19 protein-coding genes are annotated in these 22,990 nt (G+C 65.0%); 15 read left to right on the forward strand and 4 right to left on the reverse strand.

Annotation, left to right across the window (positions count from 1 at the left end):
* Positions 1–16 precede the first annotated feature (16 nt).
* Positions 17–966, reverse strand: a protein-coding gene (locus tag O9344_RS01070; protein ID WP_298471812.1) for an IS630 family transposase whose coding sequence is annotated in 2 segments (ribosomal slippage) — positions 17–615 and positions 615–966 — 951 coding nt in all. Because the reading frame shifts where the segments join, the coding sequence is not laid out codon by codon here.
* A gap of 28 nt (positions 967–994) precedes the next feature.
* Between O9344_RS01070 and O9344_RS01075 the strand changes: the two genes are divergently transcribed.
* The 3 genes from O9344_RS01075 to O9344_RS01085 are packed head-to-tail and all read left to right on the forward strand — an operon-like array spanning position 995 to position 5,791.
* Positions 995–3,055 carry a Mu transposase C-terminal domain-containing protein gene (locus O9344_RS01075; RefSeq protein WP_298471815.1) on the forward strand — a complete coding sequence of 687 codons (2,061 nt, stop codon included), beginning with the start codon at positions 995–997 and terminating at the stop codon, positions 3,053–3,055.
* Entirely contained in the window at positions 3,030–4,019 is a 990-nt protein-coding gene (locus O9344_RS01080; RefSeq protein WP_298471819.1) for an ATP-binding protein, read from the forward strand. The genes O9344_RS01075 and O9344_RS01080 overlap by 26 nt, the downstream gene beginning before the upstream one ends.
* Positions 3,965–5,791 (forward strand): TniQ family protein, encoded by a 1,827-nt coding sequence (locus O9344_RS01085; RefSeq protein ID WP_298471821.1) that lies wholly within the window; start codon positions 3,965–3,967, stop codon positions 5,789–5,791. The genes O9344_RS01080 and O9344_RS01085 overlap by 55 nt, the downstream gene beginning before the upstream one ends.
* A 685-nt stretch (positions 5,792–6,476) precedes the next feature.
* Here the strand turns inward: O9344_RS01085 and hpaH are convergent.
* From hpaH to O9344_RS01100, 3 genes are read right to left on the reverse strand one after another with little or no spacing between them, the layout of a single operon-like run.
* Positions 6,477–7,259, reverse strand: a complete 783-nt coding sequence (gene hpaH / locus O9344_RS01090) for a 2-oxo-hept-4-ene-1,7-dioate hydratase (RefSeq protein ID WP_298471824.1) — start codon at positions 7,257–7,259, stop codon at positions 6,477–6,479.
* A 9-nt stretch (positions 7,260–7,268) separates the two neighbouring features.
* Positions 7,269–7,676, reverse strand: a complete 408-nt coding sequence (locus tag O9344_RS01095) for a carboxymuconolactone decarboxylase family protein (protein ID WP_298471826.1) — start codon at positions 7,674–7,676, stop codon at positions 7,269–7,271.
* A 39-nt stretch (positions 7,677–7,715) separates the two neighbouring features.
* Positions 7,716–8,663: a tripartite tricarboxylate transporter substrate binding protein gene (locus tag O9344_RS01100; protein WP_298471829.1), complete on the reverse strand. Its 948-nt coding sequence runs from the start codon at positions 8,661–8,663 to the stop codon at positions 7,716–7,718.
* 229 nt (positions 8,664–8,892) lie between these two features.
* Here O9344_RS01100 and O9344_RS01105 point away from each other — a divergent pair, with 229 nt between their 5' ends.
* The 12 genes from O9344_RS01105 (at position 8,893) to O9344_RS01160 (ending at position 22,986) form a co-directional block, all read left to right on the forward strand.
* Complete coding sequence (locus tag O9344_RS01105; protein ID WP_298471832.1) at positions 8,893–9,705, forward strand: amidohydrolase family protein; 813 nt, start codon at positions 8,893–8,895, stop codon at positions 9,703–9,705.
* Complete coding sequence (locus O9344_RS01110; RefSeq protein WP_298471835.1) at positions 9,702–10,391, forward strand: FCD domain-containing protein; 690 nt, start codon at positions 9,702–9,704, stop codon at positions 10,389–10,391. Before O9344_RS01105 ends, O9344_RS01110 begins: the two co-directional genes overlap by 4 nt.
* 243 nt (positions 10,392–10,634) lie before the next feature.
* On the forward strand, positions 10,635–10,778 hold the full coding sequence (locus O9344_RS01115; protein ID WP_298471838.1) for a hypothetical protein: 144 nt from the start codon (positions 10,635–10,637) through the stop codon (positions 10,776–10,778).
* Between the two features lie 48 nt (positions 10,779–10,826).
* Positions 10,827–12,095 (forward strand): ABC transporter substrate-binding protein, encoded by a 1,269-nt coding sequence (locus O9344_RS01120; protein WP_298471840.1) that lies wholly within the window; start codon positions 10,827–10,829, stop codon positions 12,093–12,095.
* Between the two features lie 100 nt (positions 12,096–12,195).
* A complete protein-coding gene (locus O9344_RS01125) occupies positions 12,196–13,251 on the forward strand; it encodes an iron-containing alcohol dehydrogenase (RefSeq protein WP_298471843.1) in 1,056 nt (351 codons plus the stop codon).
* Between the two features lie 244 nt (positions 13,252–13,495).
* Positions 13,496–14,266, forward strand: coding sequence for an AraC family transcriptional regulator (locus tag O9344_RS01130; protein WP_298472405.1), 771 nt, complete (start codon positions 13,496–13,498; stop codon positions 14,264–14,266).
* Between the two features lie 104 nt (positions 14,267–14,370).
* Entirely contained in the window at positions 14,371–15,387 is a 1,017-nt protein-coding gene (locus O9344_RS01135; protein ID WP_298471846.1) for a branched-chain amino acid ABC transporter permease, read from the forward strand.
* 39 nt (positions 15,388–15,426) lie between these two features.
* On the forward strand, positions 15,427–16,464 hold the full coding sequence (locus tag O9344_RS01140; RefSeq protein WP_298471848.1) for a branched-chain amino acid ABC transporter permease: 1,038 nt from the start codon (positions 15,427–15,429) through the stop codon (positions 16,462–16,464).
* Positions 16,461–17,249 carry an ABC transporter ATP-binding protein gene (locus O9344_RS01145; RefSeq protein ID WP_298471849.1) on the forward strand — a complete coding sequence of 263 codons (789 nt, stop codon included), beginning with the start codon at positions 16,461–16,463 and terminating at the stop codon, positions 17,247–17,249. Before O9344_RS01140 ends, O9344_RS01145 begins: the two co-directional genes overlap by 4 nt.
* Positions 17,242–19,476: a Tm-1-like ATP-binding domain-containing protein gene (locus O9344_RS01150; RefSeq protein ID WP_298471850.1), complete on the forward strand. Its 2,235-nt coding sequence runs from the start codon at positions 17,242–17,244 to the stop codon at positions 19,474–19,476. Before O9344_RS01145 ends, O9344_RS01150 begins: the two co-directional genes overlap by 8 nt.
* A 3-nt stretch (positions 19,477–19,479) precedes the next feature.
* Complete coding sequence (locus tag O9344_RS01155) at positions 19,480–20,310, forward strand: phosphoenolpyruvate hydrolase family protein (protein ID WP_298471851.1); 831 nt, start codon at positions 19,480–19,482, stop codon at positions 20,308–20,310.
* A gap of 57 nt (positions 20,311–20,367) precedes the next feature.
* Complete coding sequence (locus O9344_RS01160; RefSeq protein ID WP_298471852.1) at positions 20,368–22,986, forward strand: flotillin domain-containing protein; 2,619 nt, start codon at positions 20,368–20,370, stop codon at positions 22,984–22,986.
* Positions 22,987–22,990 lie beyond the last annotated feature (4 nt).

Raw genomic sequence — 22,990 nt, forward strand, 5'->3', positions numbered from 1 at the left:
CTAGAGCGCCATTCGATCAGGCTGCATCGTACCCTGCTGCGTTGAAGTAGTTCCGGCATTCGGCGGGCTGGAAGTGGTCGATGAGGCGGCCGATCGCGGCCCATAGCCCGTCCACGGTTCGCTCGGCGGCCTTTCTGAGCAGCGCCTTGAGTTTGGCGAAGGCGTTTTCGATTGGATTGAAGTCGGGGCTGTAGGGCGGGAGGTATTTGAGCTCGGCGCCGGCGGCCTCGATCATCTCTCGTACGCGCGGGCCCTTGTGGCTCGACAGGTTGTCCATGACGACGATGTCGCCTGGCCTCAGCTCCGGCACGAGGATCCTGGCGACATAAGTCTCGAAGGCGTCGCGGTTGATTGGCCCGTCGAGCACCCAGGGCGCGATGAAGCCGCGAAGGGTCAGCGCGCCCATGAAGGTCGTTGTCTTCCAGTGGCCATGAGGAACGCCGATCCGAAGCCGCTCACCGCGCCGGCAGCGACCGTGCCGACGAGCCATGTTGGTGGAGGCCCAGGTCTCGTCGATGAAGACGAGGCGCTCCGGATCGAGGTCGAGTTGGCCCTCGAACCAGGCCTCGCGTTGCCTCAGGATGTCCGGGCGGTTTTGCTCCGTGGCGTGCGCCGTCTTTTTTTGCGCGTGACGGCGTGGCGTTTGAAGAAGCGCTGGATCGCGCCGAAGCCGAACACCAGGCCCTTTTCGTCACGCAGGATGGCACGCACTTCATCGATCGTACGGTCACGCTCCGGGCCGAGAGCCGCGAGTATCGCCTCCTTGTGGGCGTCGACGCGATGAGATCTCTGATCCCCACCCATGGCCTTGGGCCGGGCGTCGCCTTGCTCGCGCTCCAAAGCGCGCCAGCGGCTGATGCTCGCCGCGCTCACGGCAAAACGCTCGCCCGCGGCACGATGCGACAGCCCTTCGGCGACCGCGGCCAAAACCCTGCGACGAAGATCAAACGAAAGCGAAGCTGCCATCCCTGCTGGCCTCCGCCCAGCAGGAAGCTTGAATCAGATCGTCACCGATTTGGGAATCTCGAACGATTCAGCCAGGACGATTCCGGCTCTAGTGCGGCTGGCCCGCGTCCTGCACTTCTTGCATGGCGAGGAACTGGGAAACTGGAACCGCAGCAAAGACGGTCTTCAGACGGCTATTGCGGCATCCGAAGACGACGCTAGCCTTAAGGCGCACCTTGGAAACCTCAAGATCCGGCAGCTCGACCTTGATGTCCCATTGATGTCGGTCGATGACCCCAAGAAGTCTGGGGATGTCGAGGTTTCCGCTAAAGCTTGTTCGGCGCGGACTTTGCTGCGCCTCGTGAACATGTACGAGGCCGGGGGACGAAACGCATCCGCGCTCTGTCCGCGGTTCCCCGCCCGCGGCAACCGGCGGATGCGCGTTCACCCCATTGCGCATGCAGCCGCCCGCAAGATCGCGGCTCTGTACCTCGACCCGAAGAAGCCCTCGAAGAAGGCGGTCTACGTCCTGCTGAAGGACGAGATCAGGGATATCAACGAGGTGCGGCTCCAGAACGGCGAGGAGGCGCTGCCGGTCCCATCGAGAACCTACCTTTCGCAGCTGATCGACGAGTTCGATGCCTACGAGGTCACCTTCTACCGCGAGGGCAAGGAGGCTGCCGACAAGAAGTTTGCGTCCGTCGGTGCCGGCAAAATGGTCGAACGGATTGGCGAGCGGGTGGAGGGCGACGAGTGGAAAATCCATGCGTTTGCCCTGCTGGTCAGGCACGACCTGTGGCGTCATCTCAACGCAGAGCAGCGCGAGAAGGCGCTCGTCGCCAGGTACTCCCTGACAGTCTTCATCGATGTGGCCAGCCGGGTCATTCTCGGCATCCACCTGTCCCCGTCGCCAACAACTGAGGCGGCGCTCCGCGCCTTCTCGCTGATCGGCCAGGACAAGACGTCTCTCGCCAACTCGTTCGGATGCGCTGCCGAATGGGACTTTGCATGCGGGGTCGAGAAGGTTGTCGTCGATAACGGCAGTCAGTTCCTGTCTTACGAGTTCCAGGAGGCCGTCACTGGCCTCGGGACGGAAATCCAGTACGCGATTGCGGGTATCCCTCGACTGCGTGGAACGATCGAACGGTGGTTTCGCCGGATCCATGTTGACCTGATCGGCCGTCTCCCTGGCAAGACCTTTTCGAAGGCCAGTGAGCGCGATGAGTACAAGTCAAAGGAGCTCGCCAGCCTCTCTGTAGAGGAGATACTGCGTGTCATCTTTCGCTGGATCGCTGACGAGTACCATCACACTCCTCACGAGGGCCTTGGGGGGCGAACCCCCGCCCAGGAATTTCAGCGGCTCGCCGACAAGTACGGGGTTCCTGCCCCGCCGTCTTACGACCAGCGCCGGCTCGCGCTCGGCCGCCGCCTGACGCGGACGCTCGGGGCCACCGGCGTTCGCGTGGCGAACATTGACTACAACTCCGAGGAACTCGGCGATCACTTCAGCAAGCATGATCGCTGCAAGGTCGAGGTCTGTCTCGATACAGACCGCCTTGACGAAGTGTCCGTTCTCATCGGCGGCCGATGGGTAACCGTACCTCAGCGGGTGCCGGGGCTCGCAAGCGGCCTGTCGCTGGAGCAGTGGAACGAGGTGCTTGCCGAGGTGCGGCGCCGCTACGGCGAAAACATCGAGATCCACTACGACCAGGTCCGCAAGGCTCGGGAGGACGTGGCGGCGATCATCCACCAGTCCCGCACCCGCGCCGTGCTCCTCGAGGAACGCCCGACCGCAAAGGCAATCCGGTTCCACGAGGCTCAGATGGGCAGCGGGTTCCGTGTGACCGGGGATCCGACGCTGGTGGAAACCATGCCCGCCCTTTCCATCGGCAAGGTCTTCAAGACCGGTGCGCTGGCCCCGAAGACCCCGGTGAAGCCGCCCACGGGCCACGATGACACGCCGTCTGATGCCAACCCGGCTCCCGCTCCGCTGACGACGACCGTCCGCATCGAGTCCGAAGGACCCGATGTTCCGGCCCCGGGATCGGACGACGTGACAGTTTCCCAGCCCAGCACCGAGGAGGATGACGGTGACCTCAACTTCATTTGACGGCGAGCCGATGCCGATGCCGCCCAACATCAACGAGATCGTGGGGGGCCTCAGGGCCCTCCATGTCCAGTCACCGCTGGATGACAAGGCCAGGACCGCCTTGGATCAGGCCCTGAACAACCACGCCACCGGCTCCCGCAAGCTGGTGCTGGCGGCTCTCGGCCCGTCTGGGGCTGGCAAGACGAAGACGGTGAAGCGCCTTCTGTCGGAGGAGCGCTTCGCGGGAAAGGTGCTCTCCGTCGTTGCGACGTCTCCTGCCTCGGTCAAGACGCTTGCCCGTGATGCGCTTCATGCCCTGGGCCATACCATCGTGCGCGGTCAGATGGATGAGCAGGCGTACCTCAATCAGTTGAAGCTGGGACTGGGCGCTTCGGGGACGATGATTTTCCACATCGACGAGGCTCAGCATCTACTGACGTCCAATGGTGAAGTTACCATCGCTCGGACGCTCGATACCCTGAAGCTCCTCGTGCAGGATCCCTACAAGGTCGTGCTGATCCTTACCGGCACCGACAGGGTGGCCGAAGTCTTCGAGCGCGACGACCAGCTCCATGAGCGCACCATCTACGTGGAAGCCAAGCGGCTTTCGATCGATGCCAACTCGGTCCTGACAGGAAAGATGCTTCGCAACTTCTGTCAGAGGGCTGGCCTTGAGCAGGGCTGGGTGGATGCTGATCGACTGCCTCAGCGCATCACGCACGCTGGTCGAACGTTCGGCCTGGCTGTCAGCCTCATCATTGATGCCATCGAACTCGAGCTGAGGTCTGGCGGGAAAACCCTTTCCCCGGAGAGCTTTGCCAAGGTCTACGCGCGAGACCGCGACGTGGGGGCCTACCTCAACCCCTTCGTGGCGGAGGATTTCATGGATATCGATCCTTCCCGGCGCACCGAAGCTACGGAAGAGGATGCATGTCGTCCGGCGAGGAAGAGCCGCGGCCGCAGGAAGAAGGGGGCGAGGCGATGAGCCGCCTCTTTCTCCCCCTGCGCGTCTTTGAGACAGCCTATTCCTATGTGGGGCGCCTGGCTGCTCGTTTGGGCCGGGCGATGGGCGAGTATCTGGTCGACGTTGGTCTCCCAGCGGCAGAGTTCACTGCCGGTGAGCCAAAGGTCTTGCAGCGGATCGCCGAGATCGGCGGGTGCGATGTGGAGATGCTCGCGTGGAGTACACCGCGCCGGGCGTCCGACGGCACGGATTCCGTGTTCCTGGGCCATACGTGGCCTCGCTCGTCGCTTCTCCGCGAAACCGTCCGCTGGTGTCCCGTCTGTACCGCGGAGGATCGCAAAAATGCCTCCGGTAACGTCTGGCCTTCCTTCGCGGCGTACGGTCGGGCTTCCTGGCTCTGCTCCTCGATCCGAACCTGCGTCGAACACGGGGTCGAGCTTGCCGAGCAGCGGCTCCCCCGGGTCCGGCAGCTCGACGTCGTATTCGCCATGGCGGCGCCGCAGGCGGCAGAACCGGTTCATCGGAACCCATCCCCACTGGAGATCTACCTTGTCGAGCGTCTGACGGGTAATGGCTCGACCGCCTCGTTCCCCGACGCCATGCCGCCCTGGGCCGTCGCAAAGTTCTCCGAGCAGTTCGGAGCGACCATCGCGTTCGGCCGCGATGTGGGTTTCGACACGTTGACGGAGGCGCAACTGGCCCTCGCTGGAGGCGCTGGTTTCACGGCGGTCGAGACTGCTGAGAACCTGCGTGCCCAACTCGCTTCCTTGGTCGCGACTTTCAAGGGCCCATCGAACGCCGGCCCTCAGGCGATCTTCGGCCGCAGCTTCTGGGTTTGGCTCTCAAAGGAAGCCGACAACCCCGCATATGCGCCACTGGTTGAAATCATCCGCGATTTTATCGTCGACGCGCTGCCGCTCCCGCCGGACGCCATCGTCCTCGGTGAGAAGGTGACGCCAAAGCACATGTCGGTGGTGGCGGCGGCCAAGCACTATGGGCTGCATCCCAAGACGCTCGGGAACGTTCTCGTCAGTGCTGGTATCCTGCCCGAGCGCGCAGAGGTCGGCGTCGCCCCTTCGATTGACGTTTCGGCACTCCACCAGTCCCTCTGTGACCTGAAGGACTCGCTCGGACCGAAAGACCTTCAGACCTATCTGAATTGCCCCAGGGTCCAGACCAAGCTTCTGATCGAAGGGGGCCACCTGAAGCCGGTTTTCGAGACTGCCGAGGCCGAGCGCAGATACGCCCGGAGGATGGCCGATGAGTTCATGGCATCGATCTGTTCGGGCGCCCAGGCAGTCGACATCCCCTCGCCCGGCTGGTTCCACCTGGTCGCCGCCACCAAGCGAGCGAACTGCAAACTCGTCGAGACCGTCGATCTCATCCGGTCCGGACAACTGCCTGTTCAGGCAGTGAAGGTGATGCCCGGCTTCATGGGCGCCCACGTTGAACTGGAAGCACTGAAGAAGCTCACCCGCGGGGAGCCTCTCCCTGGTTTCACCAAGCGCGAGTTTATCCAGTTGCTCTCGCTCAGCGATCGCGTGGCCAACGCACTCATCGAGAATGGGATCGTTCCCACGATCCCGGCGCGGCATCCGGTGCACCGCGGAACCATCGACGTTGTCCCAACCGAAGCGGTCGAAGCCTTCGCCCAGACTTTTGTCACGCTGCACAACCTCGCCGCGGAACGGGGCCAACATTTCCTGAGCGTCAAAAAGGACCTCGAGCAGCGAGCTGTCGCTCCGGCCTTTGATCCCGCGACTGTCTTCGCCACGATCTATCGCCGATGCTAAACATGAAGCCGCAGCTCGTTGTGTCTCTCCCAAAACGCCCGCGTACCTCGCGGGCGTTTTGCGCTTTTGGGGCAATCGATGGCATGGCCTGGCGCCAGGTTATGGGTGGATTCTGCCCCACGCTAAGTGAAGCGAGCCGACCGCCAGTGACAGGTTATGCCTGCGGTGCGCCACCATTTGCTTCGAGAATCGGCCCAAAACCCCGGTTTTTGGTGACAAGAATTGCTTGCCTCTACAGGGGTGGAGCTGTGGAGCGACGCATAACTTGGCACCAAAAGCCGGGTTAGCGTGGCGCCATCCACCCATAACGTGACATTCTCATCAATGGGCCTCGCCGAACGGCGGGGCCTTTGTCATTTCAGAAAGCTAGTGGCGGTGACGTTGCCCCTCTGAGCTAATCCAGCTTGAAGTTCGTTCTGGCTCGTGGTGGTGGGGAAGGTCGAACGTCAGCTCTTGGGCTAGAAGCAAACGACGGCAATGGCGGCGCCAAGCTGACTCTGCATCGCATTCGCCTCTTGGGCCCATTGCCGACATCCCCAACGTCCGCTTCGAGCGGCCCGACGGGACATAGCTGGTAACCGGTCAAGGCAGCGAACGATACGGCATCCTCAGGTTTGATCCCCTCAAAGAATACCTGCAAGGGACCCGCTGATGGCGGCTGGCCGTTTTGTGCTGCTCACTAAAGCTAGACAAACTGAACGGAGACGCTGCCAAGCGGACCGAAATCAGCGTGCAGCGTATCACCTTTCGCCGCCCAGACCGGCCGGGTGAATGATCCCGACAGCATCAGATGGCCGGGCTCGAGCACCGTCCCGAATCGCCCGACCTTGTTGGCGAGCCATGCGATCGCCATGGCGGGATGGCCAAGGACACCAGCCGCCAGGCCCGTCTCCTCGATCTCGGAATTCCGGTAGAAGATGGCACCCACCCAGCGCAGATCCACGGCGTCCGGCCGAACGGGGCGCCCACCGAGGACGATCCCTGCGGCTGCGCCGTTATCGGCCACGGTGTCCTGGATCTTGCGAGGGTTCTGAACACGCGCATCGATGATCTCGATGGAGGGCACCACCCACTCCGTCGCCCGCAGAACATCGACGAGGCCGATCCCCGGCCCTTTGAGGGGCTCCTTCAGGATGAAGGTGAGTTCCGGCTCGACCCGCGGCACGCAGTAGTTCTCGAACGGGACCTTCGCTCCATCATTCAGGAGCATCGTATCCAGGAGGTGCCCATAGTCAGGCTCGTCGATCTGCGAGGAAGCCTGCATGGCCTTGGATGTGAGGCCGATCTTGTGGCCGATGAGGCGGGCACCGTCAGCGATCTTCCGCTCTGTCACGAGCGAGGAAATGGCGTAGGAATCCTCGATCTCGATATCAGGCATGGTCTTGGTGAGCTGGAGCGCAGGCGTGCGGATGCGCTCGGCTTCGAGCAGGATATCTGCGGCTTTGCGGCGATCGGCATCGGACAGCATGACGGTGGCTCAGGGCTTCTCAAAGGTTGTTGCGTGGTCCGGGAAGAGGCCCGTCAGGACCTCACCGGCAAGATTGAAGGCCGCGACGCCGCGAAACAGTGCAGCGACGCCCGCGGCAGCGTGAAGTTCGTCGAGGCTGGCGCCCGCCTTGATGGCCGCCTTTGCGTGATTGGTGGCAGCTTCCGACGTCTGAGTGAGCAGGATGGCAAAGGCCATCAGCTGGACCGTCTTCTGGTCGAGAGCGTCAGGGGTCAGGGCCGCAATTCGCCAGTCCTCGAGTGCTGTCACGAGCGCCGGGTCGACATTCATCCCAAGCTCAAGCCGCTTGGCGATCCGTGGAGGCGTGAAGCCAATCATGTCCTCGTATCGCTTCTTGAGTTCGCTGAGCGTGGGCAAGGACTTGCCTGGTTCCGACATGGGACGATCTCGTTCGGTTGCGTTTCTGCAGCGCTGGCTTCACTGCGGATTGAGACCCGCGGTCTTGGCGATGGCTGACCACTTGTCGGCCTCGGATCGCAGGTAGGTGGCGAAGGCGGGGCCAGCCAAGGACCCGGGTTCTGCGCCGAGTTCGGCGAACTTCGCGACCATCGCGGGTTCCTTCAGGAGACGCTCTGTCGTCTCGACGAGGACCTTCATGATGGCGGGAGGCGTGCCAGCGGGTGCGACGAGGCCAAACCAGGCACTTGCCTCGAAACCCGCAACACCTGCCTCGGCCATCGTAGGCAGTTCGGGATAGAGCGATGAGCGGGTTGCACCTGCGACGGCAAGGGCGCGCACCTTGCCGCCTTCGACCTGGGGGCGAACCGCCGGCATGTTGTCGAACATGAACGGGATGTGGCCTGCAACGAGATCATTCATGGCGGGGGCAGCGCCACGATAGGGGACGTGGACAATGTTGATGCTGGCGCGCGCCTTGAAGAGTTCCCCCGCCAGATGGTTGGTTGATCCGGCGCCAGAAGACCCGAAATGCAGCTTTCCCGGCTCGGCTCTCGCAAGCACGATGAGCTCGGCGACCGAATTGGCGCGAACTTGGGGGTGAACGGCAAGAACGATGGGCACAGAGGCGATGAGCGACACGGGCGCAAAATCCTTCGCCGGATCGAAGCTCATCTGCTTGAACAGCGAGGTGTTGATCGCCAGAGGCCCGGGCGCCGAAAGCAGCAGGGTATATCCATCAGGATCGGCCTTTGCGACGACCTCCGCGCCAATATTGCCCCCGGCCCCTCCCCTGTTCTCGATGACGACAGGCTGGCTCCAGACCTCGGACAGCCGCTGACCGAGAATGCGGGCAATCACGTCGTTGGACCCACCTGCTGGGAACGGCACAACGATCCGCACTGCGCGTTCTGGAAACGCTGCCAACGGGGTGTGGGACACGGCCAGTCCGAGAAGCGCGAGACCCATCGCGCACCACCGAGCCAACATCACTAACCTCCCTAAAATCGATTTTACTACGATCATCGATGATTTATAAGGACACACCTGATGAGGTCGGTCAATGCCGGCTGGTCGAAGGATGGAGGCGACATTGGCTCAGACAGCAGGGGGCAAGGCGGCGCCTGTTTGTGCGGGCCCAGACCGATCGCCCCGCGAGCCGCGCTACCGCATGCCCCGGGGTGCCTGTGACACCCATGTGCATGTCTTCGGCCCCTCGGATCGTTTCCCGTTCAGCACGGAGCGGAGCTACACCCCCGAGGACTGCACCTTCGAAGACCTGAACGCCCTCCACGCCGTTCTCGGCATCGATCGGGCCGTCATCGTGCACGGGGGAGCACACGGTACCGACAATCGCGCCACCCTCGACGCCCTCGGACGCGACCCGGTCCGTCTGCGCGGTGTTGCCGTTATTCCGTCGGGCCTCTCCTTTGCCGAGCGCGAGAACATGCATGTCTCGGGCATACGAGGATGCCGGATGTCGACGGTCGTCGCAGGAGGTGCATCGTTCGACCATCTGCCGCGGCTTGCGGCAGAGGCCGACGAGTTTGGCTGGCACCTCGTCCTGCATTTCCATCGCGCCGCCGAACTTCTGGACGTCGAGAATGAGCTTGTCGCCTGCAGGGCGGACTTCGTCCTCGATCACCTTGCGCGGATCACCGCCCTGGAGGGCACGGGCTCAGCGCCGTTCCAGGCCGTCCTGCGATTGCTCGACACCGACCGGTGCTGGGTGAAGCTCGCAAGCCTTTATCGTCTGTCGGCCGAGCCCTACCCCCACCGCGACATGCTCCCCCTGATCCACAAAGTCGCTACACACCGGCCTGACCGGATCATCTGGGGGAGCAATTGGCCGCATCCGATCTGTCCCGTCGCGATGCCGGACGACGGTGACCTGGTCGACCTCATTCCGATGTGGCTCCCCGAGGTCGCCCAGCAACAACAGGTCCTTGTCGATAACCCGGCAAGGCTCTACGGCTTCGAAGCGATCGCCGAACCACATCACGCCTCATGAGCCACCGCAGCGGCCCCCTGCCCTCCAGCGCAACGTTGACGACAACCCTTTCCGCGAGGCTGAGAGGGGCAATCCTGCGCGGAGAATTCGAGCCGGGGTCAAAGCTCGTCCTTGATCGCGTCCGGGAGGCCTACCAGGTCAGTCTGAGCCCGCTTCGCGAGGCCTTGTGCAGACTTGAGAGCGAAGGGCTTGTGGTCGCCGAGGATCAGCGCGGCTACCGGGTCACGCCGGTCTCTGCCGACAATCTCACGGAAGTCATTCGTCTGCGCTGCGACCTTGAGGCCATGGCAGCAAAGGAGGCCATGATCCATGGCGATGCTGCTTGGGAAGGCCGTATCCTCGCAGCGCTCCACCAATTGAACCGCGTCAAGCGGATCGAAGGTGGAGATAGCGCACGGGAAGAGTGGGAGCGCTGCCATCGCGCATTCCACGCCGAACTCATCGCCCCATGCCGGATGCCGATCCTCCAGAGCTTCTGCGAGACGCTCCACGATCAGAGCGATCGGTATCGTCGCATCTTCCTGAAGAACCATACGCCCGATCGTGACGTGCCTGCCGAGCATGCGGCTATAGCGGAAGCCATGATCGAACGGCGAGCCGATCAGGCCGTGCAGATGCTGCGCGATCACATCGAACGAACCGGCCGCAATATCCAGCTGGCCTTGGGCGGAAAATACGCTCGCTAACAGCCCGTGATTGCGCTGATCAAAGGCTTTCCGACGCCCCCGCCGGCGCGAGCCTTAACCCCGCAAAATTCCAGCTCAGGCTGGTCTAGGATCGGGTAGCGCTTCAGCGAAACCCAGCACTCTCCCTCAGGCCGGGGAGAAGAGGGTCTCAGGTCATTCCCCCCTACACTTTTCGCCCCGAAGACCCCACTGCAAACCCTCGCTGGGTTACTGCTGAACTGGAGTCGAGGAGCTTTGTGCCCCGTGCCTTGGCTCGAAAAGAAGACGCTTGGGTATGGGCCGACGATGACAATCGCCGCAGCTTTTCTGGCAAGCGTGACAGCGTGGATCGCTCGTCCGGAGAAGACATCGATCAATCAGCACTTTGCCAAAGACATCGCCGGCTGAGGGGCAACTCGCAGACGAGACGAGACGTCAAAAACGGGAGGATGACCAATGCGCAAGATAATGCTCGCCGCCTTCTCGGCCTTTGCCATGTTATTGCCAGGCTCTGCCATGGCACAGGGCAATCCACCCATCAGGATCGGCATCCTGGTCGCGCTGGAAGGCGCCTTCGCCGCCGGTGGCGCAGATGGTGTCCGCAACGTCGAACTGGCACTGAAGCAGATCAACAGCACGGTTGGCGGTCGGCGTATCGAGACCGTCGTCGCGCCGACAGATACCAGGCCAGACACCACCGTCCGCATGGCGCGCAAGCTCATCGAGCAGGATAAGGTCGACATCATCATCGGGCCACTCTCCGGCTCCGAGGGCATCGCGATGCGCGACTTCGCCAAGACGATCCCGGGCAATGTCGTGATCAACGGCATTTCCGGCGCGCTTGAGACGACCTGGGTCGACCCGGCACCGAATTTCTACCGCTTCAACCTGGACGGCGCCCAGTGGGGTTTCGGCCTCGGCAGCTACGTGGTCCGGCAGAAGAACTGGCGCCGCGTGGTGAGCATCGCGGGCGACTATTCGTTCGGCTACACCAACTTCATGGGCTTTGCGATCGACTTCTGCAGGGCCGGCGGTGACATCGTCCAGCGCTTCTGGCATCCGCTCGGCCAGGCTGATTTCGGCGCCATCATCGCCCAGCTTCCCGACAACGTCGACGCGATCTATCTCGGTCTCGGCGGCACCGATGCCATCAACTTCCTCAACCAGTATCAGCAGGCAGGCGAGCGCACGCGCCTCATCGGCGGCACCATCATGGCCGACCAGACGGTGCTGACCGCCCGCGGCCGCGCGAAGGACGTGCTGCGGGGCACGCCGACCTCCGGGCCCTTCGCCGTCGACAATCCCGACGCCGCCTGGCAGGCCTATGTGAAGCTCTATCAGGACAGCTTCCCGGCCAACCAGCGTTTCCCGACGCCCTCGCTCTTCGGCCTCGGCTACTATATCGCAACCCTCGCCGCGATCCGGGGTCTGGAAGCGGTCGGTGGTGACCTCAGCAACAGCCAGGCGCGCTTCAAGGAGGCGCTGAACAAGATCCAGCTGGACAGCCCGATCGGCCGGATCACCCTCAACGAGAACCGCCAGGCCACCGGCACCGTCTTCATCAATGAGGTGGTCGAAGGCACCGATGGCAACCTGACGAACAAGATGGTCGGCAGGACGGACAACGTGACCCAGACTCTCGGCATGACCGCCGAGCAGTACCGGGCGATCGGACTGCCTTCCCGCAACGTCGTCGACTGCGCCCGGTTGCGCGCCGGCGGCTGAAACGCCTCCGTCAAGGCAGGGGCCGGCGTCATGCCGGCCCCACTTCATCGGCTCTTCATGCGTCTGCCCACGGGCAGCGAGGACCGACGGGGCGACCTCGATGACGTTGATCGGGTACCTTGCGCCAACGCTGTTCGCGGACGGCGCCATTGATGACGCACTGCCGGAAGAAGCCTCTCGATTGGGCAAGGCTCTGGTGGTCATCGACTCCGAGCCGGGAGCGGCGGAAGCCCTGGCGCGCGTCGTTGATGCCCTGCCGCGCACACGGCTCGCATCGCTGCAGATTGCCGGCGGCGCACCGCGACGCAGCGACGCTGGCCAGGTGCTCGTCGCACTCGACCGCGCCGAGTCCTCGACCATCATCGCCATAGGCGGAGCAGGGGCGATCGGCCGTGCCCGCCTCGCTTCGGCAGCTGCCCAGAGGCGCGGAACGGATTGCTCCGTCATCGCGATCCCCGTCGGCCTGTTCGACCTTGGGCTCGGCAGGCATGTACGGCTGCGCGACGGCGAACCCTTGCTGTGCCCCCGCCCCCACCGGGTCATCGCCGACCCGACGACCCTGGCCCATGCCCCACCGCGCCGGCTCGCCGCAGCCGGCATGGAGCTCCTTGTCCATGCCATCGAGGCCTATGCCAGCCCGAGCTACAATCCGCCTGCGGACGCGCTGGCGCTGGACGCGATCCGTCGCCTCGCGCGCTGGCTGCCAATCGTCGTGGAGCGGCCTGGTCAAGCGGAGGCGCGGCGCGAGACTCTCGCCGGCGCACTGACCGCGGGCCTCGCACTGGAGAAGGCCGTGGGCGGTGTCGACGCCCTCGCCCACCCGCTGGAGGACGCACTGGCTGAACGGGCCCTGCCGGGGGAATTGCATACTCCCGTCCTGGCGGCTTTCGTCGGCTTCAACGCCCGCGCCGTCGGCGAGCGATACGGCGCCCTGTCCCAGACCCTCGGCGAGAGCGTGTCGTCAGGGGGCCTCGACATCCAGGTCACCGCCTTCGCCCGCGCGCTTGGGCTCCCCGCCGCCCTGCGCGAAACCGCAACGGATCCCCGTCACTTCGCTGGCGTCGCGGAGCAGGCGGCCAATACGCCCGCGGCGCTGGCCAACCCGCGCCTTCTGACCCCGGGCGACTGCCAGCAAATCCTGGAGGCCGCATGGTGATGCCCGGCCCCATGCCTGCCCAGACCCTCTGTTCGGCGGCACAGGCGGCGTCCTCGCCGGTGTCTCTGTGCCGCGTCGAATCGTCCGTTGCCAGCCGGGCGGGCTGCGATAAGGTCCAAAAGAAAAAACGGACACGACACCAAGAAAAAACGCCCGTTCATCAGGGAGGAGCGTTGTGAGTGTTGCTCACGCTGTTGCGCACGGCGTGTTTGGTCGCGCCTGTCTCTACGTGATGGACAAGGCCATGGCGCCACACGCCCATCGGGAAGGACATCTGATCTTTCACCTTCTGGGCCCCCCGGCGGAACTAGTCGTGGACGGTCGCCCGTTCCCTTTGTCACCCGGCCGAGCGGTGGCCATCAGCCCGTGGCAGCCCCACTTCTACCGACCGCTGACGACGCGCGACAACGTCCTGGTGCTGGTGCTCTACATCCGTCCGGGCTGGTTCGTTCACGCCAGCCGCCAGGCGTCGGAAATACTTCGCTTCGGCCGCGTCGGCGTTGAGGTCTCGGATCGTCTGGCACGCCTTGTGTGCGACACCGGGCACCTGCTCGGCGCGCATGGTGGAACCGATGGCGGGTTCGAGGATCGCCTGAGTGCCCTGACCCAGGCCTGTTTCGACCAGACATGGCAGTGGACGGCGGAGGGGTCCCAGTTCATTGGGCAGGAGCGCTCGTTGCGCGACTTTCGCATCCGCAGGGCCCTGCGTCTGCTCGACGAGTGCCTGGGCGAGCCGATCGACCTCGCCCGCCTTTCCCGTGCCGCCGGTCTTTCCAGGCCTCACTTCTTCAAGCTGTTTCGTGAGCAGATCGGTTTGCCGCCGAACATCTACTTCAACGCCCTGCGCATGGAGCGGGCGATCGAGAGATTGGCCCTGGGCAAGGAGACGGTCGCCGATATCGGGCTCGACCTCGGCTTTTCCACACCGGCCAGCTTTTCACGGTTCTTCATCGCCAACGGGGTGGTGCCGCCAAGCACCTATCGCCGCAGTGTCCTGGCTCACGCGATGCAGTGATGAACCGCGAAAGAAAAGACCCTCGGTAAAGCCCCGCTGCGCGCGGCGGGCCTAGCCTGTTCAAGCGGCACCCCCGCCGCAGAGCTGCAAGTGTCGACGGTGCGATGGACAAGTTCGCGAAGACCAATCCTGCCTGGGCTTTGGTGATCGCGCTCGTCGTGGTGGCTTTCCTGTGGCTCGTCCTGGCGCCTTGGCCCACCGAACTGGAGGCCGCGATCGGCCGCAAGCGGGTCTTTCTGAACGCCCTCCTCGGCGGCATTACCCTCGGTGCGCTCTACTTCCTCGTCGCCTCGGGATTCACGCTGATCTTTGGCCTGTTGCGCATCGTCAATCTGGCGCACGGTTCGCTGTTCCTGCTTGGGGGATATATCGGCTACGAGGTCACCAACTACACCGGCTCGTGGTTCCTGGCCTTCCCCATCGTCTTTGTCGCCGTTGGCCTGGTAGGCCTCGCGATGCAGCGCTTCATCTTCGCCTACATGGAGGGCGAGGAGCTCCGCCAGACCTTGGTCAGTATCGGGCTCTCCGTCGTGCTCGCGGATGTCATGCTCTGGTACTGGGGCGGCCAGTCCTACACGACGCTTGCGCCCGGCTTCCTGCGCGGGCCCATGGAACTGCCGCTGATCTCGTCCATCAACACGACCAGCGGCGAGGCCATCTTCATCCGCTATCCCTCGGTCCGCATCTGGATCCTGATTGCGGCGATCGTGATCGGCGTAGCGATGTGGCTCGTGCTCAACCGCACCTCGCTGGGCATGCTCATCCGCGCTGGCGTCGACGATCGCGAGATGCTGGCGGCCTCCGGCGTTCGAATCCAGTTGGTCTTCCTCGCTGTCTTCGTCTTCGGCGCAGGCCTCGCCGGCATGGCCGGCGTGGTTGGCGGAACCTTCCAGTCGCTGTCGCCCGGAGAGGACACGCGCTTCCTGCTGGCCAGCCTCGTCGTGGTCATCGTCGGGGGAATGGGGTCGATCGTGGGCGCGGCCATCGGCGCCCTCGTCATCGGCATCGCGGAGCAGATGGGGCTCGTCTATGCCCCGACCTATTCGGTGGTCTTCACCTTCCTCATCATGGCGGCTGTGCTGGCCTTCCGGCCGCAGGGCTTTCTCGGCGCGGGGCGGTGAGCGATGGCACTGGCTGACCAGGCCCCCAGAGCGGCGCGCATGGCCCCCGCGAGGGCGCCGGACCGTCTCTGGTTCGAGCGTATCCCGATGGCCTGGTGGATCGTCGTCGCCGTCCTGCTCACCATGCCTCTGTTCGCCAATAACTTCTGGCTATTCCAGGTGATGGGCTGGAGTTTCATTCTCGGCACCATCGCCGTGAGCCTGACCTTCCTGGCCGGGTATGGCGGGATGGTGAGCCTGCTCCAGATGAGCATCGCCGGCCTTGCGGGCTACATGGTGGCCATCCTCGGCCCCTCCGGCACGACCTCGATCAGCCTCGGCCTCGCATGGTGGATCGTGCTGCCCGCGGCCTTCCTCATCGCAGCGGTTTTCGCCACGCTTTGCGGCGCGCTCGCGGTGCGGACCGAGGGCATCTATACGATAATGATCACCCTGGCGATCGCCGCTGCCTTCTTCTACTTCACCCGCCAGAATTACACGATCTTCAATGGCTATTCGGGCTTCAACCTGGTTCTGCCGCCGCAGCTCTTCGGCGTGAATTGGCGCGACCCTGCCCCGTTCTACTACCTGTGCCTGGGCTGCGCTGCGCTTTGCTACGGCGCCGTGGTCTATATCACCCGCTCGCCCTTCGGCCTGGCCTTGCAGGGGGTCCGAGACAACCCCCGCCGCATGGCGGCGCTCGGCTTCAACGTCACCGCCCACCGGGTGGCGGCCCATGCTCTCGCCAGCGTCTTCGCCTCGGTCGGCGGCATCCTTCTCGTGTGGCAGAACGCCCAGATCGCGCCTGGCACCATCGGCATTCCCGCAGCCATCGACATCCTCGTCGTTGCGGTGATCGGTGGCATCAGGCGCCCCCTCGGCGCCTTCGTTGGCGCCTTCATCTACGTGATCCTCCAGGTCTTCTCGCCGGACATTCTGGGCACCTTCGGCTTCTCCGCCGAGCGCTTCAAGCTGATCATCGGTCTTGGCTTCCTGGCGGTGGTTCTGTTCTCGCCAGACGGAGTGCTGGGCCTGTGGGACCGCTGGCGGGCCCGTCGGGCGCGTCGCGTCGATCCATTGACAGGAGCGCCGCGATGACACTCGCCGCGCCCGACGATCGCCTGACGCAGATGAACAGCGGCAATGCGCTGGAACTGCGCGGCATCACCAAGATGTTCGGCGCACTTGCGGCCATCGCCGACGTGACGCTGACGGTTCGCCCGGGCGAGCGACGGGCCGTGCTCGGGTCCAACGGCGCCGGCAAGACGACGCTGTTCAACTGCATCACCGGTGACTTCCCCGCCACCTCGGGCATCATCCGCTTCTTCGGCGAGGATGTGACGGCCTTCCCGCCATACGAGCGCATCCGCCGTGGTCTGCGCCGCACCTACCAGATTTCGTCGCTTTTCGCCGGCTTGACGGTCATGGACAACGTCTACCTGGCGTGCCGCGGCGTCTCCCGGAACCGCTACTCGCTGCTTCGCCCGCGCAGCGACGACGCTCTTGTTCACGCCGCCGAGACCCTGGTGGAGGCGGTGAACCTGACCGCCGTGCGCGACCAGCTCGTGGGTGAACTCGCCTATGGCCAGCAGCGCCAGCTCGAGATCGCGCTAGCGCTGTCGGGTGCGCCGCGCTTCATCCTTTTCGACGAACCAGCGGCAGGTCTGTCCCCGACCGAGCGGCGGGACCTCGTCACCATCCTCACGTCGCTACCCTCCCATATCGGCTACATCATCATCGAGCACGACATGGACGTTGCACTGCGCGTCGTCGAGAGCGTGACGATGATGCACAACGGGCGCATCTTCAAGGAAGGCCTGCCGAGCGAAATCGAAGACGATCCGGAGGTACAGGAACTCTACCTTGGGGGCGGCCATGGCTGAGCGCTTCGCCCCGCCGCCCAAGGCCGGTGTCCCCGTGCTGCAATTGCAGGGCGTCAACGTCTTCTACGGCCGCAGCCACGCTGTGCAGGGCATCGACCTGACGCTGCAATCCGGCGTGCTGTCGGTGGTTGGCCGCAATGGCATGGGCAAGACGACCATGTGCAAGGCGATCATGGGTCTCGTACCCATCGCCTCCGGGTCGATCCGCTTCATGGGCGAGGAAATCGGCGGCCGGGCGCCCGCCGAGATTGCCCGCCTCGGCATCGGCTACGTGCCCCAGGGCCGCCGCCTGTGGCGATCCCTCACCGTGCACGAGCACCTTCGTCTCATGGCTAAACCCAAGGGGCGCTGGACACCGGAGCGGATCTACGAAGTGTTCCCCCGCCTCGCCGAGCGCCGCAACAACGGCGGCGCCCAGCTCTCGGGCGGCGAGCAGCAGATGCTGGCCATCAGCCGAGCGTTGCTGATGAATCCGCGGCTGCTGGTGATGGACGAGCCGACGGAGGGTCTCGCGCCGGTCATTGTGGCCCATGTGGAAGAGACGCTGGTTCGCCTCGCGGCGGAGGGCGACGTCTCCATCCTGGTCATCGAGCAGAACATCGGCGTGGCAACGCAGATGTCTGACCCCATCGCCATCATGGTCAATGGGCGGATCAACCGTGTCATCGCTTCGGCGACGCTCGCCGCCGACCGTGACCTCCAGCAACGCCTGCTTGGCGTCGGCCGTCACGGCCATGACGAAACCGAGCCCAAGAGCCCGGACCCTGGAACCGGTCGGCCACAGGCCACCGCAGCCCCCGCGGCCAGTCAGGGCCCGATCCGGGTCTACATGGCCAACCCCACGCCACCAACCCGCTGGTCGAAGGACGTCCCTGCCGCCCAGATCGAGGCCGCGGCGCGCACCGTCTCCCGCCCGACCCTGGCCACCATCGACGGCCGGCGGATCGGTGATACCTCGGCCATCGCCGCGCGCGGCCCGACCGAACCTCACGTCGTCATTGCCGGCACGCTCGACACCAAGGGCGATGAACTGCGCTACATCCGCGACATCATCCGCTCCACGGGCCTGCGCACCCGCCTCGTCGATCTGTCGACGCAAGGCCGGAACCAGGGAGCCGACGTCTCGGCCCAGGAAGTGGCGCTCGCCTCGCCCCGCGGTTCGGCCGGCCTCGGCTCCGGCGACCGGGGTACGGCCGTCGCCGCCATGACCGAGGCCTTCCGCGCCTGGACAGAGGCGCAACAAGGCATCATCGGCCTGATCTCGGCGGGAGGTTCCGGAGGAACGGCCATCGCCACCGCGGCAATGCGGGTTCTCCCGGTCGGCGTCCCGAAGCTCATGGTCTCCACCATGGCAGCCGGAAACATCGCCGATTATGTCGGCTCCACCGACATCACCATGATGCATTCGGTCACCGACGTTCAGGGACTGAACCGCATCTCGCGCACCGTCCTCGGCAACGCCGCCCATGCCATGGCGGCGATGGCCTCTGCTCATCTGGCGAGCGCGTCGGGCACCCGCCCCGCCGCCGCGCAGGACCGCCCGCTCGCCGGCCTCACCATGTTCGGGGTAACGACGCCCTGCGTGCAGCAAGTGGCGCGGCTGATCGAGGCGGAATGGGAGCCGGTCGTGTTCCACGCCACCGGTGTCGGCGGCCGGTCGATGGAGACGCTGATCGACAGCCGTCTTCTTCAGGGCGTCATCGATGTCTCGACGACGGAAGTCTGCGACATGCTGATGGGCGGCATCCTGCCGGCCACCGAGGATCGCTTCGGCGCGGTGATCCGCACTAAGATCCCCTATGTCGGCTCGGTCGGCGCCCTCGACATGGTCAACTTCGCGGCGCCCGAGACGGTCCCAGAGCGCTATCGCGGCCGCAAGCTCTATCCCCACAATCCGCAGGTGACGCTAATGCGCACAACCGCGGACGAGAACGCACGGATGGGCCGCTGGATCGGCGAGAGGCTCAACCTGATGGAAGGTCCCGTTCGCTTCCTCATCCCCGAGGGCGGTGTGTCGGCACTCGATGCGCCGGGCAAACCGTTCCATGACCCCGATGCCGATGCCGCGCTGTTCCAGGCCCTCGCCGCGACCGTGCGGGTCACCGCCAGCCGCCAGCTCATCCGTCTGCCCCATCACATCAATGATCCCGCCTTCGCCCAGGCCCTGGTGCGCGAGTTCCTCGCGCTGCATCAGGGCCGCCGCGGCACTGCGCGCAGGAGGACCTGACCCATGGCCCGCTTTGCGAAGCAGGACCTCCTCGCGCGTTACCGCGCCATGATCGACCGGGGCGAGGCCATCGTCGGCGGCGGCGCCGGCACCGGCCTCTCCGCCAAATGCGAGGAGGCCGGCGGCATCGACCTCATCGTCATCTACAATTCCGGCCGCTTCCGCATGGCCGGCCGCGGGTCCCTTTCGGGCCTCATGCCCTATGGCGACGCCAACCAGATCGTCATGGAGATGGCGGGAGAGGTTCTGCCGGTGGTGAAGAACACGCCCGTCATCGCGGGGGTCTGCGCCACCGACCCCTTCCGCCAGATGGATGTCTTCCTCGACGAGGTGAAGCGCATCGGCTTTGCGGGCGTGCAGAACTTCCCGACCGTCGGGCTGATCGACGGCGTCTTCCGGGCGAACCTCGAGGAGACCGGCATGGGCTATGGGCTCGAGGTCGAGATGGTGGCGCTCGCCAATGCCAAGGGCCTCCTGACCACACCTTACGTCTTCTCCGAGGACGACGCGGCGAAGATGGCCGGCGCAGGCGCCGACATCATCGTCTGCCATCTCGGACTGACGAGCGGTGGCTCCATCGGCGCCGAGACCGCGCTGAAACTGGCCGACTGCCCCGCCATCGTCGACGACTGGGCGGCGGCGGCGCGGGCCGTGAAGCCCGACGCCATCATTCTCGTCCACGGCGGCCCAGTGGCCCAGCCGGCCGATGCCGACTTCATCCTGAAAAACACCCGCTACTGCCACGGCTTCTACGGCGCGTCATCGATGGAACGTTTGCCTGTCGAGGTGGCGATCCGTGACCAGACGCGGGCCTTCAAGGCGATTAGCCGCTGATGTGGCGCAGCACGACCAACGACGAGACCGGAAAAGAAGCGTCGGGAGGAACATGACATGACGGGACAGCTCATCGGAGCCCTGATCCTCTGGCTGATCGTCGCGGTCATCGCCATCGCGATCATCGTTTATCTCGTGAACTGGCTGTACCGGCGATCCTCGAAGGAGGTGTCCTTCGTCCGCACGGGCCTGTTCGGCGAGAAGGTGGTGATCAATGGCGGCGCCTTCGTGCTGCCGATCATTCACGACGTCACACCCGTGAACATGAACGTCCTGCAAATGGCAGTGACCCGGGCCAAGGACACGGCGCTGATCACCCGGGACCGGATGCGGGTCGATATCGACGCCGAGTTCTATGTGCGGGTGAGACCCGACAAGCCCTCCGTCGCGATTGCTGCCGCCACGCTCGGCAGGCGCACATTGCAGCCGGATCAACTCAACACGCTGCTCTCCGGCAAGTTCATCTCGGCGCTACGCACGGTTGCTGCGGCGATGAGCATGGAGGAGATGCACGAGCAGCGCGGCGACTATGTCCAGCGCGTCAAGGACGCTGCAGCCGAAGCGCTCGATCAGAATGGCCTTGTGCTCGAATCCGTCGCCATCACCGACCTCGACCAGACAGACCTGCAATACTTCAATCCGTCCAACCGCTTCGATGCGGAAGGCCTCACCCGGATCATCGAGGAGATCGAGGAGAAGCGGAAGGTGCGCAACGACATCGAGCAGGATTCGATGATCCGCATCCGCACACGCAATCTCGAAGCCGAGCGTCAGGCGCTGGACATCGAGCGGGAGAGCGAGGCCGCCCGTCTGGAACAGCAGCGAGAAATCGAGATCAAGCGCGCCATGCAGCGGACCGAGATCGCGCGCGAGCGCGCCGTCCGCGACACCGAGGCCGAGCAGGCGCAAATCTCGTCGCGCGAGGAGATCGAGAAGTCGCGCATCGCCAACGAGCGCGCCATCAGCGAGGCGCGCATCGCCTCCGAGCGCGACATCCGCCAGCAGGAGATCGCCCGAACGAAGGCGGTGGAGGCGGCCGAGATCGCCGCGCGCGAGGAGATCGAGAAGGCCCGGATCGCCAACGAGCAGGCCATCCAGACCGCCCGCATCGCCTCCGATCGCGACACCCGCCAGAAGGAGATCGAGCGGACCAAGGCCCTCGAGCAGGCAGAGATCGCAGCACGCGAGGCGGTGGAGCGGTCGCGCATCCTGCAGGAGGCCCAGGTCAGCGCCGAGCGCATCGACCGCGAGAAGGAGATCAAGAACCTCGAGATCGCCCGCAACAAGGCCCTCGACGAGGCAGAGATCGCCGCACGCGAGGCGGTGGAGAAGGCCCGCATCGCCCAGGACATTGCGCTCACCGCCGAGCGCATTGCCTCCGACGAGGGCAAGCGCAAGCTCGAGATCGCCCGCAATCGCGCTCTCGAGGAAGCCGAGATCGCCGCCCGCGAGGCCACGGAAAGCGCCCGCATCGCCCAGGAGAAGGCGACGGCCGCCGAGCGGATCGCATCGGAACTCTCAACCCGGCAGCTGGAAATCGAGCGCGCCGAGCAGCTGGAGGCTGCCGAGATCAAGCGGCGCGACGCCGTCGAGCGGCAGCGCATCGCCGCAGAGCTCAAGATCGAGGAAGAGCGGATCGCCTCGTCTCGCGCGCGCGAAGTCCTGCAGATCGAGCAGAAGAAGGCTGTCGAGGTGGCGGAAGAGGATCGCGCCATCGTCATCGCCGCCAAGCGCGCCGAGCGCACGGATGCCGACAAGACGCTGCGGCAGACGGAGATCGTTGCCAAGCAGGAGGTCGAGAAGGCCGACGTCGCCCGCGAACAGGCGCTGGAAGCGGCCCGGCTGGAGCGCCGTCGCGCCATCGAGCAGCTTGAGGTCGCCCGCTCTCAGGCCCTGCAGGAATCGCAGATCGCCTCCAACGAGGAGATCGAGCGCGCCCGCATCGCCGCCGACCGCGGCCTGGACGAGGCGCGGGTCGGCCGCCAGCGCGACCTGCGCCGCCTCGAGATCGAGCGCGAGCGCGACGTCGAGAACGCCGCCATGGAAAAGGCCATCGCGCTCTACGCGAAGTCGCTCGAGGAGAGCGCCGCGGCCGTCAAGGCGGAGATGGCGAAGGCCAAGGCGGTCGAGGCCGCCGAGCTCGTCCAGACGGTCAAGGAGAGCGAGGGCGCCAAGCGCCGCAAGACCGTCGAGGTCATCAATGCCGAGCGCGAGGCCGAGGAGGTGCGCATCGCCGCCGAGGCCGACAAGCTGCGCAAGGCGGTCGATGCCGAGGCGCAGAAGCTTCTCTACGAGGCCGAGAACGTGCTCACCGACGGCGCCCGTTACGGTCTCTTCCGCCGCCGGCTGCTCGACCGCATCGAGGGCATCGTCCGCGAGAGCGTCAAGCCCATGGAGAAGATCGAAGGCATCCGCATCCTCCACGTCGACGGCCTCCAGGGCATGGGCGGCGCGGGCGGTGGCGGCTCGTCCCGCACCCCCACCGACGAGGTGATCGAGTCCGCGCTGCGCTACCGCGTGCAGGCGCCGCTCATCGACCAGGTGCTGAAGGAGATCGGCATCGAGGGCGGCAACCTCGCCAAGATGGGGGGCCTGATGCGCGAGGCCTCCGACATGCAGCGCGTCGCCAAGGACGCTCAGCCTCCCAAGCCGAAAGACGGCGGCGAGAAGAAGTGAGGCA

This window comes from Phreatobacter sp., assembly GCF_027532945.1.
In the GTDB taxonomy this organism is placed as follows: Bacteria; Pseudomonadota; Alphaproteobacteria; order Rhizobiales; family Phreatobacteraceae; genus Phreatobacter.

Excerpts from the sequence above, each read along its gene's own strand:
- O9344_RS01140 (WP_298471848.1), top strand. The coding sequence starts at position 15,427 with ATGGCCCCCGCGAGGGCGCCGGACCGTCTCTGGTTCGAGCGTATCCCG.
- O9344_RS01155 (WP_298471851.1), top strand. The coding sequence starts at position 19,480 with ATGGCCCGCTTTGCGAAGCAGGACCTCCTCGCGCGTTACCGCGCCATG.
- O9344_RS01120 (WP_298471840.1), top strand. The coding sequence starts at position 10,827 with ATGCGCAAGATAATGCTCGCCGCCTTCTCGGCCTTTGCCATGTTATTG.
- O9344_RS01125 (WP_298471843.1), top strand. The coding sequence starts at position 12,196 with ATGACGTTGATCGGGTACCTTGCGCCAACGCTGTTCGCGGACGGCGCC.
- O9344_RS01100 (WP_298471829.1), bottom strand. The coding sequence starts at position 8,663 with ATGGGTCTCGCGCTTCTCGGACTGGCCGTGTCCCACACCCCGTTGGCA.
- O9344_RS01135 (WP_298471846.1), top strand. The coding sequence starts at position 14,371 with ATGGACAAGTTCGCGAAGACCAATCCTGCCTGGGCTTTGGTGATCGCG.
- O9344_RS01145 (WP_298471849.1), top strand. The coding sequence starts at position 16,461 with ATGACACTCGCCGCGCCCGACGATCGCCTGACGCAGATGAACAGCGGC.
- O9344_RS01160 (WP_298471852.1), top strand. The coding sequence starts at position 20,368 with ATGACGGGACAGCTCATCGGAGCCCTGATCCTCTGGCTGATCGTCGCG.
- O9344_RS01110 (WP_298471835.1), top strand. The coding sequence starts at position 9,702 with ATGAGCCACCGCAGCGGCCCCCTGCCCTCCAGCGCAACGTTGACGACA.
- O9344_RS01130 (WP_298472405.1), top strand. The coding sequence starts at position 13,496 with ATGGCGCCACACGCCCATCGGGAAGGACATCTGATCTTTCACCTTCTG.
- O9344_RS01080 (WP_298471819.1), top strand. The coding sequence starts at position 3,030 with ATGACGGTGACCTCAACTTCATTTGACGGCGAGCCGATGCCGATGCCG.
- hpaH (WP_298471824.1), bottom strand. The coding sequence starts at position 7,259 with ATGCTGTCCGATGCCGATCGCCGCAAAGCCGCAGATATCCTGCTCGAA.
- O9344_RS01095 (WP_298471826.1), bottom strand. The coding sequence starts at position 7,676 with ATGTCGGAACCAGGCAAGTCCTTGCCCACGCTCAGCGAACTCAAGAAG.
- O9344_RS01150 (WP_298471850.1), top strand. The coding sequence starts at position 17,242 with ATGGCTGAGCGCTTCGCCCCGCCGCCCAAGGCCGGTGTCCCCGTGCTG.
- O9344_RS01085 (WP_298471821.1), top strand. The coding sequence starts at position 3,965 with ATGTCGTCCGGCGAGGAAGAGCCGCGGCCGCAGGAAGAAGGGGGCGAG.